Source organism: Micromonospora sp. SD19 (assembly GCF_054462275.1).
The window spans coordinates 344,774-358,441 of the sequence record NZ_JBTLMN010000001.1; the positions used below are offsets into that span (position 1 = coordinate 344,774).

Here is a 13,668-nt window from a genome sequence, read left to right on the forward strand (position 1 = left end):
GACCTCCTCGGGGTGGTGCGCGGACGGGGCGGCGGCCTGCCCCGCCCATCAGGGCTTCTTTCTTTGATCATGCACCGGGCGCGGCTGGGGGCCCAGTTGGCGTCGGCGTGGGGTGACGAAGACGGCACAGATCGTGGAATCGGGCCCCCGTCGGCCCGACCGGCGCGAGGGCGGTCGGGCCGACGGCGGTCAGCGGATCTGCATCCCGGAGACGGCCCGGGAGATGACCAGTCGTTGGATCTCGGAGGTGCCCTCGAAGATGGTGTAGATCTTGGCGTCCCGGTACCAGCGTTCGACCGGGTGGTCACGTAGGAAACCGGCCCCGCCGAGCAGTTGCACCGCCTTCTCGGTGACCGAGACCGCCACCTCGCCGGCCTTGAGCTTGGACATCGAGCCCTCGCCGGCGGTGAACGGGCGGTTGTTGCGGCCCATCCAGGAGGCCCGCCAGACCAGCAGTCGCGCCGCGTCGATCTCCATCCGCATGTCGGCCAGCGCGAACGCGACCGCCTGGTTCTCGATGATGGGGCGTCCGAACTGGACCCGGTCCTTCGCGTAGTCCAGCGCGTACTCGTAGGCGGCGCGGGCCACGCCGAGCGCCTGGGCGCCGACGGTGGGTCGGGACAGCTCGAAGGTGCGCATCGCGGCCTGTCCGCTGGCCCGTTGCCCGGAGCGGGCGCGCGCCAACCGCTCGTCGAGGGCGTCCTTGCCGCCGAGCAGGCAGCGGCCGGGTACGCGTACCCCGTCGAGGAAGACGTCGGCGGTGTGGGACGCGCGGAGGCCGAGTTTGCGCAGCTTGCGGGTGGCGGCCAGGCCGGGGGTGCCGGGCGGTACGACGAACGCCGCCTGGCCGCGCGAGCCGAGCGCGGGGTCGACCGAGGCGGTGACCACGTGCACTCCGGCGATGCCGCCGTTCGTGGCGTACGCCTTCTGGCCGTTGAGCACCCACTCGTCGGTGGCCTCGTCGTAGACGGCCCGGCTGCGCATCGCGCCGACGTCGGAGCCGGCTTCCGGCTCGCTGGTGCAGAACGCGGCGACGGCCGGCGAGTCGACGTCGCCGAAGCACTGCGGCACCCACTCGACCATCTGGTCGGGGGTGCCGGCGCCGTAGATGGCGGCGACGGCGAGGGAGGTGCCGAAGATGCTCAGCCCGATGCCGGCGTCACCCCAGAAGAGTTCCTCGCTGGCGATCGGCAGGGAGAGCCCGGTCGGGTCGGCCCAGCAGGTGGCGAGGAACTCGAAGCCGTAGAGGCCGACCTTGGCGGCTTCCTGGATCACCGGCCACGGGGTGTCCTCGCGTTCGTCCCACTCGGCGGCGGCTGGGCGCACGACCTCGGCGGCGAAGCCGTGCACCCAGTCGCGTAGATCCCGCTGTTCCTCGTTCAGGTCGAGCGAGAACTCGGCCATGTCAGGCCTTGGGGATGTCGAACAGGTTGGCGATGTTGGCGGCGAGGCCAAGGTCGCCCTTCGCCTTCAGCTTGCCGGTCATGAACATCATCACCGGGTTGGCGCCACCGGAGACGATCTTCAGGAACTCGACCGGGCCCATGGTGAGGCTCAGCTTCGGGTCGTGCTGCGGGGTCTCGTTGACGACGCAGGTGCCGTCGGCGATGACCACCTCGTAGGTGTCGCTGCCGCCGTCGGGGCGACCGGTGATGATCCAGTGGATGACCGCGTTGGTCGAGCCGGCCCGGTCCGCGCGGAACAGCGACGGCATCCGGCCGAACACCTCACCCAGGACCTTGTCGCGCATGTCACCGGACATCACCTGAGCGATCTTGTCGTCCGGGGTGGACTTGACCAGCTGGGCGAACTCCTTGGGGCCGACGTTGGCGAAGGTGGCCGGGTCGAAGTCAGTCATCAGGTGTGCCTTCCGGAAGATTGGCTACTCGTGCGTAACCCTACGCACGAGTAGGTATGCTCGCAAGGTGTCCACCGTTCCCGCCTTCAAGCGCCTGCCACGCGCCGTACGCGAGCAGCAGATGCTCGACGCGGCCGTCAAGGTCTTCTCCCGGCGCGGCTTCCACGCCGCCAGCATGGACGAGATAGCGGAGGACGCCGGCATCTCCAAGCCCATGGTCTACGCGTACCTGGGCACCAAGGAGGAACTCTTCGTCGCCTGCCTGCACCGGGAGGCCACCCGGATGATGCAGGCCATCGCCGGGGCGGCGGCCCCCGACCTGCCAGCCGACGAGCGGCTCTGGCGCGGGCTACGGGCGTTCTTCGGTTTCGTGGGCGCACACCGGGACGGCTGGGCGGTGCTCTACCGGCAGGCCCGGGGCGAGCAGCCGTTCGCCGGCGAGCTGGCCACCATGCGGGCCCGGCTGGTCGAGGTGGTCGCCGGGATGCTCGACCACGCGCTGCGCGCCGAGGGCCGCGAGATCGCCGCCATCGACCTGGAGGTCGTCGCGTACGCCCTGGTCGGCGCGACCGAGTCGCTCGCCGACTGGCTCGCGGACCACCCGGACGCCGACCCGGAGAAGACCGCCACCCGGATGATGAACGTGGCCTGGCTCGGTGCCGCCCAACTCCTGCACGGCGTCACCTGGCGTCCGCCGGTCGACTGACGGCCCCGGCGCGGACCGGGTCGCCGCCCGACTCGCCGGCCCGCGCCGCACGCCGCCGACGCCCGCGGAGCCAACGCACCACCTCGACGACCACCGTCACCGTCAGGGCGAGGCCCAGACCGAGCAGGAGTCCACGCAGCGGGTCCTGCTCGAAGGCCAACCCGCCCAGATAGCCGACCAGCGCCGAGTAGAGCCCCCACGACCCGGCGGCGAGCGCGTCGAAGGCCAGGAAGCGCCGCCGGGGGTAGTGCACAGCGCCCATGGTGAGGGTGACAGCGGTCCGGCCGCCCGGCACGTAACGGGCAACGGTGAGGATCAGGCCACCACGCGTCGCGATCCCTCGACGGGCCCAGTCGGCGGCCCTGCGGCGTCGGCCGTCGGGCGGCAGCCGGTCGAGCAGCCGGGTGCCACCGCTGCGGCCGATCGCGTACGAGACGTGGTCGCCGACCAACGCCCCGGCGGCGGCCACCAGGATCACCGCCGGCAGGTACGGCGCGCCGGAGGCCGCGAAGACTCCAGCGGTGATCACCGCCGTCTCGCTCGGCACCACCGGGAAGAAGCCGTCGAGCACCGCGATCGCGAAGATCGCCAGGTACACCCAGGGTGAGGACATCGTCTCGTGCAGCAGGTCGAGTAGATCCATGGCCCTGATGCTGGTGGGGGCGGCGGCTGCCGCCATCGGCCAGTGGTCAGCCGGGCCCCACTACTTAGGTCGCATCCGGCCCCGACGGCGGGTAGGGGTCATCCCTCACCCCACCCCGGTCTGGTCGCGCGGGACGCCTCGATCCGGCCGCCGAGCCCTAAGCTCGCAGCGTGGCCTCCAGCGCCGTCGCCGTCCGGCGGGCCGTCCAGCGGTACGTCCCGGTGCTGCTCGCCGTCACCGTCGCGGCAGCCGTCTGGGCCAGCTCGACCGGCGACATCGGCGTCCGTTCCCCGCTGCCTGGCGTCGTCGCGTTCCTCCTCGCGGTCGCCTCGGGTTGGGCCGCCGGCATGATCCGGACGCGCCGCTGGCCGTTGTTCCTGGCCGCGGCGGTCGGCTGGCTGGTGCTCGCCGCCGCTGCGGCCGGGGTGGTCGCCTCGTACCAGGCCGGCCTGCGGCTGCGCGGTCGACGGCTCGCCGGCTACCTCGCCGGTGCGGCGGTGGTGCTCGCCGGTGGGGTGCTGGTCGGGCTGGAGGTGGGCGGCACCCGCCGGATCACCACCGCCACCAGCGGCAACGTGCTGATCCTCGCCGCCGGCCTGGTCGGGCTTCCGTTGGTCCTCGGCCTCTGGGTGCGGGCGCGTCGGGACACCCTCGCGGCGCTGCGGGACCGGGCCGAGCGGCTGGAACGCGAGCAGGAGGCCCGCGCCGACCAGGTTCGTGCCGAGGAGCGGACCAGGATCGCCCGGGAGATGCACGACGTGGTGGCGCATCGCGTCTCGTTGATGGTGGTGCATGCCGGCGCGCTGGAGGTGACCGCCGCGGACCCGGCGACAGTCGAGGCCGCCGCGCTGATCCGGACCACCGGACGGCAGGCACTCACCGACCTGCGTGAGGTGTTGGGCGTGCTGCGACAGGCCGGCCCGGCCGTGGTGCCGGAGCGCGGACTGGACGCGCTGGACGAGTTGATCGGGGAGTCCCGGGCCGCCGGGCTGCGGGTGTCCCGGCAGGACGAGGGTGTGCCGACGGCGCTACCGGCCACGTTGGGGCGGACCGCGTACCGGGTGGTCCGGGAGGCGTTGACGAACGTACGCAAGCACGCCGCCGACGCCGAGACCCTCGTCGGCCTGCACTACCTGCCCGACGGGCTGGAGGTGCTGGTCCGTAACGGTCCGTCCGAGGGTGGGACTGCGCTGCCCGGTGCCGGGCAGGGGTTGCTCGGGCTGCGCGAGCGGGTGGAGTTGCTCGGCGGCCGACTGGAGGCCAGGCCCGAGGACGGCGGCTTCCTGGTCCGGGCTCTGATCCCGCTGGCGGATGCGGCGTGATCCGGGTCGTGGTGGTCGACGACGAGCACCTCGTCCGTGCCGGCCTGCGGCTGATCCTGGAGGCGGCCGAGGACATCACCGTCGTCGGTGAGGCGGCCGACGGTGCCGGCGCGGTGGAGCAGGCGCACCGGTTACGCCCCGACGTGGTGCTGCTCGACGTGCGGATGCCGGGCGTCGACGGGCTGACCGTCGCGCCAGAGGTGGTCTCCGCCGGACCGAAGGTGATCATGTTGACCACCTTCGACCTCGACGAGTACGTGCACCGGGCGTTGCGGGCCGGGGCGGTGGGATTCCTGCTCAAGGACACCCCACCCCGCGAGCTGGCCGCCGCCGTCCGGACGGTGGCCGCCGGGAACGCGATGCTCGCCCCGACGGTGACCCGGCGCCTGATCAGCTCGTTCGCCGAGCGTGGTCCGGCCCGTCGGGAGGCGGCCCGGCAGCGACTCGCGCCGCTCACCGCGCGCGAGCTGGAGATCGTCCGGGCGGTGGCGCGCGGGCTCGGCAACGCGGAGATCGCCAGACAGCTGACGATGAGCGAGGCCACCGTGAAGGCGCACGTCAGCCGGGCGCTGGCGAAACTCCAGGCGGGCAACCGGGTGCAGCTGGCCATCCTGGTGCACGACGCCGACCTGCTCTGACGAACGGCAGGCCGATCCGGCCCGGTCAGTGGCGGGCGGCGGCGCGGCGGTGCGCCCGGTGCCGCAGCCACCGGACGCCCTCGATGCCCAGCGTGACGATCACCGAGAGGCCGATCCCGGCGAGGACGCCCTTGACGGGGTGGCGTTCGAAGGCCAGCCCACCGAAGTAGCCGAGCAACCCGCAGTACAGGGCCCAGGTGACCGCCGCGATCGCGTCGTAGAGCAGGAACGACCGGCGGGGATACCGCACCGCGCCCATGGTGAGGGTGACCGCGGTCCGGCCGCCCGGCAGGTACCGGGAGGTGGTCAGGATCAGCCCACCGCGTCGGTCCAGCGCGCGGCGCGCCCACTCGGAGCTGGCCCGTCGGCGGCTGCCGTCGGGGAATCCGGCGAGCCGGTTCGCGCCGCCACCGCGCCCGATGGCGTACGACACGTGGTCGCCGGCGCAGGCGCCCACCGCGGCGGCGACGATCACCGCCGCCAGGTTGGGGTTGCCGCTGGTGGAGAGCACGGCGGCGGTGATGACGGCCGCCTCGCCGGGCACGGCCGGGAAGAACGCGTCGACCGCCGTGAGCCCGAAGATCAACAGGTACACCCACGGTGAGGTGACCAGCTGTCGGAGCAGGTCGAGCGCGGAATCCATGTCCCCATGCTCGCCGGGTACGACCCGCCCGGTGGCCGAAGCCGCGGGATCACCCCCACCTCTCCCCGCGCCGATCTTGCACTTTGTGCCTGGACCAAACCCTGCAAGTGCCGCATAACGACAACCGAAAGTGCAAGATCGACGGGTTGGGGGCGGGGCGGGGCGGGGTTGGGGTGGGCGGGTGGGTTAGGCCGTGCGGGCCAGGGCCTGTGGGGCGAGCAGCGGGCCGTGTGGGGTCTTGTTGTCGACGGTGGGGCCGTGTGAGGTGAGCACCACCGGTGTGTCCAGCTCCGCGCCTACCGCTGCTGGCCAGTCCTGCGGCGCTTCGTCGTACAGCGGGTGGGAGCGCAGCAGGCGGGCGGTGAGCGCGGCCTGCCGGTCCAGGTCACCCGGTGGGCCGGGGGTGAGCCGGTCGGTCGTGTCGTAGCGGCGGCAGATCCGTAGCCCGGGGCCGGCGAGGTCGAGGTGGGTCAACGCCAGGCCGTCGACACCGCCCGCCGCGGCGAGGGCGTACCGGTGGGCGACCGCGTCGAAGTGGCCGAACCGGAACCTGCCCTGCCACGGGTTGGTGCCGTTGTGCCGGTCGGTGAACGGCAGCGCCGGGTCCTCGGTCACCAGCGGGCCGGCCCCGTGCCGGGTGGTGACGACGCGCAACACCCCGATCCGGGTCACGTCGCCGGGCCGGCCCGCCTCGGCGAGCAGACTGTCGACGTTGGCGAACGTGGTGGTGCTCCAGGTGGTGTACGGGTGAAAGCCGTGCCACTCGTCGAGCAGCACCCCCTGCGCACCCTCGAAGACGCAGGTCCCGGTGCGCAGCGCCCCGGCCAGCCAGCTGCTGTCGACGATGGCGACCCGCCCGGCGAACCCGGTGAACGCGGGCAGGCAGTCCTCGATCGGTGGCGCGTCCAGCGGGCCCAACTCGGCGGTCAACCGGTCCCGCAGGACGGTCAGCCGACGGCGCAGCAGTGCGGGGCTGTGGCAGTCGGCGACCCGTGGCGCGTCGTCCGGGTGGGCGAGACCGTACGCGACGGCCTCGCCCACCCCCAGCCCGCAGGAGCCGTGCCGGTCGGCTCCCCGGGCGATCTCGCGGGCCCGGTTGGCGGCCCGGTGGTACGGGGTGGCGAGCAGCGCGTCCCCGTCGACGGTCAGCCGGTCGAGCGCGTCGCTCACCCCGACCGTGGCGAGGTGGTCGGCCTCGGCGGCCAGCGCCAGCGGGTCCACCACGACGTGCCGGGACAGGTGCGTACGCACACCCGGATGGAACGTGCCCGCCCCGAACTGCGCGAACGTGTGGTGCCGCCCGTCGCGCAGCACGACGTTGTGCGCCGCCTGCGCGCCCCCGTTGAAGCGGACCACGGTGTGCACTCCACGGGTGGCGCAGAGCCAGTCCACGACAGTGCCCTTGCCGGCGTCGCCGTAGCCGAGGTCGACCACCGCCACATGGTTCACAGCCGGGTCACCCCGCCGGTGGTGTCGCGGAACGCCGGCAGCGTCGACACCTCGGCCCGCCGTCCCCGGCCCAGGCGGGCCAGCGCCTTCGACACGGTCCCGGTGGCCGTGGAGCCGGCCCGGTCCAGGTGGCGGAGGCCCTCGTCCAGGTCGATCGCCTGTTCGCCGAGGCCGATGGTGAGTGCGATGGTCTCGCAGACCGCGTCGAGGTCGTCGAGGACGACGGCGTTCTGCCCGAGCAGGTCCCGCCAGAAGTCGAGCACCGTGGCGTTGCCGGCGTAGTGGCTGCCGGCGGGGAGCAGGTAGTAGGTGTCCCAGCGGCTGGTCACCTCGTCGACGACCTGCCGCAGCGGCACGTCCTCGGCGAGGTTGTCGCCGGTCAGGGCGGCCACCTCCCGGGCCTTCACCTGCGGGTACGCCAGCTCGTCGCCGATGATGAACAGGTAGCCGCGTCGACCGCGCTTCTCCCAGTTGTCGGTGACGGTGTGCCGGGCCATGAAGTACATGGCCAACTCGTACGACTCGCTCATCTGCCCGCCGCCACCGCCTTCGAGGACGATCCGGCCGAGGTCGTCGTCCATCCGGTTGTCCGACTCGAACTGGCCCACCTGCAACGGCACCCGGTCGCAGGTGGCGTCGCCGATCGCGCCGAACATGATCTGCGGGTCGCTGGCGTACCCCTGCCGTTGCAGCAGCCCGAGCAGCTGCGGCAGCTTGGTCTGCAGGATCCGTGGGACCGTGCGCATCGAGCCGGTCACGTCGAAGAGCACCGCGACGGGCGTCGACCTGGGGTGTTCGGCGGAGTCGCGGCTCTCGCGCATCGCGTCGCGGGGGTCGAGCGCGGGGTGCACGGTGCGCGCTCCACTGTCGCTGTAGGAGAAGGCGCTCTTGCCGGTGGACCGGCGGTAGCGGTCGGCGGCGTCGTACACGTCGGTGGACCAGATTCCACTGCCCATGACAGCTCCTTAGCGGGTGAGGGTGAAGGGGCGGAAGGTGCGGGGCCCGTAGAGCCGGTCCAGCACCTGGTCGAGTTCGCGCAGCAGGCCCCAGGCGTCGTCGGGCCGGTCGGGGAGGCGGCGCTGACGGCAGCCTTGGGCGAAGGTGAGCAGCTCGCGCGGCGCGTGGCGGTTGAGCAGCGAGGTCATGCAGCGGGTGGCCATCCAGATGTCGGTGCCCGGCCCGCACTGCCGCTTCTGGGCGACCTCGGGCGGGTACCAGTCCTCGTGGCCGGGCACCAGCGCCGGGATCGTGCTGCCGACGGGGGCGGAGAAGCACCAGTCGACCAGCACCACGCCGTGGGCGTCCGGCTCGATCAGGACGTGTCGCGGCAGTACCGCGCCGTGCACGATGCCGGCCCGGTGGGCCAGGCCGAGCACCACCAGCAGTCGCCGCCACATCCAGGCCACGTCCCGGGCGTCCAGCCCGTCCGGGTACGCGCGCCGCACCTCGTCGAGTGTGTGCAGGCCGGATGCGGTGGCGAGCACGTTGATCCGCCGTTCGGCGCCGGTCACGCTGTCGCGGTGCCGGAATTCGTCGACGAGCCTCGGCACGTATGGCAGGTAGCGCGGGTCGCCGCGCTCGGCGATGGTGTGCAGGGCGTGCGCCTCGCGGGCCATCAGGTCGTTGTCGGTGGGCCGTCGGGGCAGCTTGAGCAGCCGGTCGTCGCCGACGTCGTAGAGGTCGGCCAGATCACCGGAGTGGGCCGGCGCGCCGAGTCGGTAGTCGCCGAGGACGGTGACCCGCCGGGCCTGCCACCGGGTGGTGACGTGGATGAAGGCTTCGGTGGCTTCGGCGCGTACCGCCGGGTCGGTCGGCAGGCGGTCGGGGTGCAGGGCCGCGACCAGCTCGCGGTAGCGGTGGGCCGACTGGTCGGTGCCGAACAGGTCGGTGTCGGTGCGGGCGGCAGCGACCAGGCGGATGGCCTCGATGGTCCTCACCGCACCGTCTCCTCGCGGGCGGGGCGCAGCAGCGCAGGGTGCAGCAGCCGGGCGTCGCCGGCCCGGTAGAGCCGGGCGCGGGGGCCTCCTCGGGCCCCGCCGCGCTCGGTGCTGGCGCCGGTGCTCTCCACGAAGCCCGGCACGGAGAGCACCTTGCGGTGGAAGTTGCCGGCGTGCAGCGGGTGCCCCCAGACGGTCTCGTAGACGGCCCGCAGCTCGCTGATGGTGAACTCGGCGGCGAGGAAGCGGGTGGCGAGCGGGGTGTACTCCAGCTTGGAGCGGGCCCGTTCCAGCGCGTCGTCGATGATCCGGCCGTGGTCGAAGGCGAGCTGTCGGCTGGTCAACGCGGTCACCGGCAGCCAGATCGCCTCGTCGGCGTCGCTGCCGGCGGCGGGGTCCGGCAGGTCGGGGGCGAACGCGAGGTGGGCGATCGAGACGACCCGCATCCGCGGGTCCCGGTCGGGAGCGCCATAGCTGCCCAACTGCTCCAGGTGTACGCGGCGCAGCTCCTCGCCGCCGAGCCCGGTCTCCTCGGCCAGCTCCCGTCGGGCGCCGGCGGTCAGGTCCTCGTCGGGGCGGACGAAGCCGCCGGGCAGCGCCCAGTGCCCGGCGAAGGGTGCCTCGCCGCGCCGGATCAGCAGCAGGTGCAGCGCGTCCTCGCGGATGGTCAGCGCCACCACGTCGACGGTCACGGCGACCGACGGGTAGGCCCGGGGGTCGTACGCGGCCAGGAACTCCTGCTCGTTCATCGTGTCACTCTCATTCTGAGAACATCTCGCTGTGAGAGCAACTTAACGCATGAGAGCGCCGTTGCCAAGAGGGGCGCACATCAGCGCACGAGACGGTCCGGTGCGCTCAGCGCGGGACGGTTCGGTGCGCTCAGCGCAGGTGACCCGCCAGGTGCGGTCGGCCACGCGAGTCGTGCAGTGTGAACCCGCCGTCCGGCAGCAGCGCGAAGCTCACCGTGCTGGGCAGCGGTACGGGCAGCTTGAAGGCGACCTCGACGGTGTACGCGTCGGGCAGCCGGGCCTCCAGCGCGGCCAGGCAGCGCGCCTTGCTCCACATGCCGTGCGCGATCGGCCGGCGGAAACCGAACAGCCGCGCCCCGAGTCGGGACGTGTGGATCGGGTTGTGGTCGCCGGAGACCCGCGCGTACTCAGTGCCGACGCGCGGTTCCACCCGCCAGCGGGCGGTGGCCGTCGGCGGCGCGGGCCGTTCGCCCCGGTCGCGTCCGCCGGGCGTGCGTTCCCGACCGAGGTACGTCGAGACGCCGCGCCACACCTCCGCACCGTCGACCGAGCCGACCAGCACCACGTCGACCTGCCGCCCCCGGTCGTGTGGGCGCAGGTTCTCCGCGTACGTGGTGAAGTCGAGGGTCTCGTCGGCGGTGATCGGGCGGTGCACGGTGATCCGGTTGCCGACGTGCACCAGGCCGAGCAGCGGGACGGGGAAGTCCGGCGCGGTCATCAGGCGCAGGGCCAGGGGGAAGCCCATGACGTGCGGAAACGTCGCGGGCAGCCGATCGCTCAGCCGGAACCCGCAGACCCGGTCGTAGTCGGCCAACCGCCTCCGATCGACTGTCACCCCGCCCACCGTCAACTCGACCGCGGGCAGGTCGGGTCCGCGCCGCCCGCCCCCGAGGCCCGGCAGCGCGCCGAGCAGCGCCCGTCGGTGCAGCGCCCCGGCCGCCGGCATCCGAGCCAGCTCGACACCGGTACGACTGCCCGGTCCGTCCTGCCCGTCCATCACGCCCCCAGCAGGCTCTGCCCGCACACCCGGACCACGTTTCCGCTGACCGCGCCGCTGGCCGGCCAGGCCAGCCAACCGATCGTCTCGGCCACGTCCACCGGCAACCCGCCCTGGGCCAGGCTGTTCATCCGCCGGCCCGCCTCGCGGACCACCAGCGGGATGCGCGCGGTGAGCCGGGTCTCGATGAAGCCCGGGGCCACCGCGTTGACGCTGATCCCCCGTTCCCGCAGGGTCGGGGCCAGTGAGTCGACCAACCCGATCACGCCAGCCTTGCTGGTGGCGTAGTTGGTCTGCCCCCGGTTGCCGGCGATCCCGGCGATCGAGGAGACCGAGATGATTCGTCCGCCGGTCGGGATCAGCTCCCGCTCCAGCAGCACGTCGTTGATCCGCTCCTGGCTGGAGAGGTTGACGTCGATGACCTGGTCCCACCGGTCGGCGTCCATCCGGCCGAGCGTCTTGTCCCGGGTGATGCCGGCGTTGTGCACCACCACGTCGACCCGGCCGTGCCGGCTGGCCAGGTGCTCGGCGAGTCGGGTCGGCGCGTCCGGCGCGGTCAGGTCGAGTTGGACGGCGGTGCCGCCGATGTCGTTCGCCACCGCGGCGAGCGCGTCGCCGGCCGCCGGGATGTCCAGGGCCACCACCGTCGCGCCGTCGCGGGCCAGCACCTTGGCCAGCGCCGCGCCGATGCCCCGCGCGGCGCCGGTGACCAGCACCACCTGACCGTCCAGTGGGCGGTCCCAGTCGGCCGGGGTGCTCGCCGTGCCGCCGCCGACCCGGACGACCTGCCCCGACACGTACGCGGACCGCCCGGACAGCAGGAAACGGAGGGTCGATTCGAGGCTGGTGGCAGTGCCCGCGGCGAGGGTCGGGCCGTCGGCGCGGCTCACGTAGACGAGTTGCGCGGTGCTGCCCCGGCCGAATTCCTTGCCGATGCTGCGGACCAGACCTTCGAGGGCGCGCTGGGCCGTCGCCTCGCGGGGTGTCGCGCACTCCCGTGGCGGGGTGCCCAGCACGATCACCCGACCGCTGGGCAGCACGGCCCGGGCCTGCGGGTGGAAGAAGTCGTAGAGCTGGCGCAGCTCGGTCGAGTCGGTGACCCCGGTGGCGTCGAAGAGCAGTGCCCCGTACCGCTGCCCGGTGGCTGCCGGGTCGGCCAGCTCGACCCCGGCGGCGGTCAGCATCTTGGCGAGCGGCTCGGCGAGCCGGCCGCCGGTGGCCGCGCCGAGCAGCGCCGGCCCGGGCAGCAGCGGGTCGCCGGGGTGGTGCCGGCGCAGTCGGGGCGGGTCGGGCAGCCCGAGGCGCTTGACCAGCGCGCGGCCGGCGGCCGATTGGACGAAGCTCGCGTACCTGTCGGTCATGGGCGTAGCCTACTGGCGAGTAGGGTTTGAGCAACACATCTTGAGGAGGCGGATCGTGCAGAGCATCCGGCGGGTCGCGGTCATCGGGGGCAACCGCATCCCCTTCGCCCGTTCCAACTCCCGCTACGCGGACGCGTCGAACGCCGACCTGCTCGGCGCGGCGCTCGACGGCCTGGTCGCCCGCTACGGCCTGGCCGGGCAGCGGGTCGGCGAGGTGGTGACCGGAGCGGTGCTCAAGCACTCCCGCGACTTCAACCTCACCCGCGAGGTCGTCCTCGGCTCCCGGCTCGACCCGCACACCCCGGCGTACGACATCCAGCAGGCGTGCGGCACCGGCCTGGAGGCGACGATCCTGGTCGCCAACAAGATCGCCCTCGGCCAGCTCGACGTGGGCATCGCCGGCGGCGTGGACACCACCTCCGACGCCCCGCTCGCCGTCAACGAGGAGATGCGCCGCACGCTGCTCAAGCTCAACAGCGCCCGCACCCTGGGCGAACGGCTCAAGATCGCGGCGAAGCTGCGCCCGCTCCAGCCGTTCAAGCCGGACATCCCGCGCAACGCCGAGCCGCGTACCGGCCTGTCCATGGGTGAGCACGCCGCCCGAACCGCAGTGCGGTGGCAGATCGACAGGCGATCCCAGGACGAGCTGGCGCTGCGCTCGCACCAGCGGCTCGCCGCCGCGTACGACAGGGGCTTCTTCGACGACCTGATGACGCCGTACCTGGGGCTGACCCGCGACGCGAACCTGCGCCCGGACACCAGCGTGGAGAAGCTCGGCTCGCTCAAGCCGGTCTTCGGCACCCGTGGCCCGGACGCCGAGCACGCCACCATGACCGCCGGCAACTCGTCGCCCCTCACCGACGGCGCATCCACTGTGCTGCTGGCCAGCGAGGAGTGGGCGGCGGCGCACAACCTGCCGGTGCTGGCCTGGTTCAGCTGGTCGGAGACGGCGGCTGTGGACTTCGTCCACGGCGACGAGGGCCTGCTGATGGCACCCGCGTACGCGGTCCCCCGGATGCTGGCCCGCGCCGGCCTGACGTTGCAGGACTTCGACTACTACGAGATCCACGAGGCGTTCGCGTCGCAGGTGCTGGCCACCCTCGCCGCCTGGGAGTCGCCGGAGTTCTGCAAGGACCGGCTCGGCCTGGACGCGCCGCTGGGCGCGGTCGACACCGACCGGCTCAACGTCAACGGCTCGTCGCTGGCCGCCGGGCACCCGTTCGCCGCCACCGGCGGGCGGATCGTTGCCACACTGGCCAAACTGCTGGCCGAGAAGGGCAGCGGACGCGGGCTGATCTCCATCTGCGCCGCCGGCGGTCAGGGCGTGACAGCCATCCTGGAGCGCTGAACGCACGGTCCGTCCCT

General features: G+C 72.9%; 14 protein-coding genes. 4 read left to right on the top strand and 10 right to left on the bottom strand.

Translation table 11 applies throughout. From position 1 onward, the window contains the following. Positions 1-189: 189 nt before the first annotated feature. Complete coding sequence (locus tag ACX27O_RS01630; protein WP_458938835.1) at positions 190-1,404, bottom strand: acyl-CoA dehydrogenase family protein; 1,215 nt, start codon at positions 1,402-1,404, stop codon at positions 190-192. 1 nt (position 1,405) lies between these two features. Next, positions 1,406-1,858: an SCP2 sterol-binding domain-containing protein gene (locus ACX27O_RS01635; RefSeq protein ID WP_030332160.1), complete on the bottom strand. Its 453-nt coding sequence runs from the start codon at positions 1,856-1,858 to the stop codon at positions 1,406-1,408. Between the two features lie 67 nt (positions 1,859-1,925). Here ACX27O_RS01635 and ACX27O_RS01640 point away from each other — a divergent pair, with 67 nt between their 5' ends. Further along, positions 1,926-2,564, top strand: a complete 639-nt coding sequence (locus ACX27O_RS01640; protein WP_458938836.1) for a TetR/AcrR family transcriptional regulator — start codon at positions 1,926-1,928, stop codon at positions 2,562-2,564. On the opposite strand, the gene ACX27O_RS01645 is transcribed toward ACX27O_RS01640, so the two are convergent. After that, a complete protein-coding gene (locus ACX27O_RS01645; protein ID WP_458938837.1) occupies positions 2,539-3,207 on the bottom strand; it encodes a DedA family protein in 669 nt (222 codons plus the stop codon). The genes ACX27O_RS01640 and ACX27O_RS01645 overlap by 26 nt on opposite strands. Before the next feature lie 170 nt (positions 3,208-3,377). Here ACX27O_RS01645 and ACX27O_RS01650 point away from each other — a divergent pair, with 170 nt between their 5' ends. Further along, positions 3,378-4,529, top strand: coding sequence for a sensor histidine kinase (locus ACX27O_RS01650; protein WP_458938838.1), 1,152 nt, complete (start codon positions 3,378-3,380; stop codon positions 4,527-4,529). After that, positions 4,526-5,167: a response regulator transcription factor gene (locus ACX27O_RS01655; RefSeq protein ID WP_357602863.1), complete on the top strand. Its 642-nt coding sequence runs from the start codon at positions 4,526-4,528 to the stop codon at positions 5,165-5,167. The genes ACX27O_RS01650 and ACX27O_RS01655 overlap by 4 nt, the downstream gene beginning before the upstream one ends. Positions 5,168-5,192: 25 nt before the next feature. On the opposite strand, the gene ACX27O_RS01660 is transcribed toward ACX27O_RS01655, so the two are convergent. From ACX27O_RS01660 to ACX27O_RS01690, 7 genes are all read right to left on the bottom strand, one after another. Further along, positions 5,193-5,810, bottom strand: coding sequence for a DedA family protein (locus ACX27O_RS01660; protein WP_030332169.1), 618 nt, complete (start codon positions 5,808-5,810; stop codon positions 5,193-5,195). Positions 5,811-5,996: 186 nt separating this feature from the next. Continuing rightward, the gene (locus ACX27O_RS01665; RefSeq protein WP_210860929.1) at positions 5,997-7,259 is read right to left on the bottom strand and encodes an adenylosuccinate synthetase; all 1,263 of its coding nucleotides are present in this window, start codon (positions 7,257-7,259) and stop codon (positions 5,997-5,999) included. After that, positions 7,256-8,215, bottom strand: a complete 960-nt coding sequence (locus tag ACX27O_RS01670; protein ID WP_210860930.1) for a hypothetical protein — start codon at positions 8,213-8,215, stop codon at positions 7,256-7,258. Before ACX27O_RS01670 ends, ACX27O_RS01665 begins: the two co-directional genes overlap by 4 nt. A gap of 9 nt (positions 8,216-8,224) precedes the next feature. Further along, a complete protein-coding gene (locus tag ACX27O_RS01675) occupies positions 8,225-9,196 on the bottom strand; it encodes a serine/threonine-protein kinase (protein WP_458938839.1) in 972 nt (323 codons plus the stop codon). Next, positions 9,193-9,945, bottom strand: a complete 753-nt coding sequence (locus ACX27O_RS01680; protein ID WP_210866964.1) for an NUDIX hydrolase — start codon at positions 9,943-9,945, stop codon at positions 9,193-9,195. Before ACX27O_RS01680 ends, ACX27O_RS01675 begins: the two co-directional genes overlap by 4 nt. 130 nt (positions 9,946-10,075) lie before the next feature. Continuing rightward, the gene (locus ACX27O_RS01685) at positions 10,076-10,942 is read right to left on the bottom strand and encodes a MaoC/PaaZ C-terminal domain-containing protein (RefSeq protein WP_458938840.1); all 867 of its coding nucleotides are present in this window, start codon (positions 10,940-10,942) and stop codon (positions 10,076-10,078) included. Beyond that, positions 10,942-12,303 (bottom strand): 3-oxoacyl-ACP reductase, encoded by a 1,362-nt coding sequence (locus ACX27O_RS01690; RefSeq protein WP_210866966.1) that lies wholly within the window; start codon positions 12,301-12,303, stop codon positions 10,942-10,944. Before ACX27O_RS01690 ends, ACX27O_RS01685 begins: the two co-directional genes overlap by 1 nt. Positions 12,304-12,358: 55 nt before the next feature. Here ACX27O_RS01690 and ACX27O_RS01695 point away from each other — a divergent pair, with 55 nt between their 5' ends. Beyond that, positions 12,359-13,651 (top strand): acetyl-CoA C-acetyltransferase, encoded by a 1,293-nt coding sequence (locus ACX27O_RS01695; RefSeq protein ID WP_210862532.1) that lies wholly within the window; start codon positions 12,359-12,361, stop codon positions 13,649-13,651. The last annotated feature ends 17 nt before the right edge of the window (positions 13,652-13,668 follow it).

Excerpts from the sequence above, each read along its gene's own strand:
- ACX27O_RS01645 (WP_458938837.1), bottom strand. The coding sequence starts at position 3,207 with ATGGATCTACTCGACCTGCTGCACGAGACGATGTCCTCACCCTGGGTG.
- ACX27O_RS01630 (WP_458938835.1), bottom strand. The coding sequence starts at position 1,404 with ATGGCCGAGTTCTCGCTCGACCTGAACGAGGAACAGCGGGATCTACGC.
- ACX27O_RS01680 (WP_210866964.1), bottom strand. The coding sequence starts at position 9,945 with ATGAACGAGCAGGAGTTCCTGGCCGCGTACGACCCCCGGGCCTACCCG.
- ACX27O_RS01690 (WP_210866966.1), bottom strand. The coding sequence starts at position 12,303 with ATGACCGACAGGTACGCGAGCTTCGTCCAATCGGCCGCCGGCCGCGCG.
- ACX27O_RS01660 (WP_030332169.1), bottom strand. The coding sequence starts at position 5,810 with ATGGATTCCGCGCTCGACCTGCTCCGACAGCTGGTCACCTCACCGTGG.
- ACX27O_RS01635 (WP_030332160.1), bottom strand. The coding sequence starts at position 1,858 with ATGACTGACTTCGACCCGGCCACCTTCGCCAACGTCGGCCCCAAGGAG.
- ACX27O_RS01685 (WP_458938840.1), bottom strand. The coding sequence starts at position 10,942 with ATGGACGGGCAGGACGGACCGGGCAGTCGTACCGGTGTCGAGCTGGCT.
- ACX27O_RS01670 (WP_210860930.1), bottom strand. The coding sequence starts at position 8,215 with ATGGGCAGTGGAATCTGGTCCACCGACGTGTACGACGCCGCCGACCGC.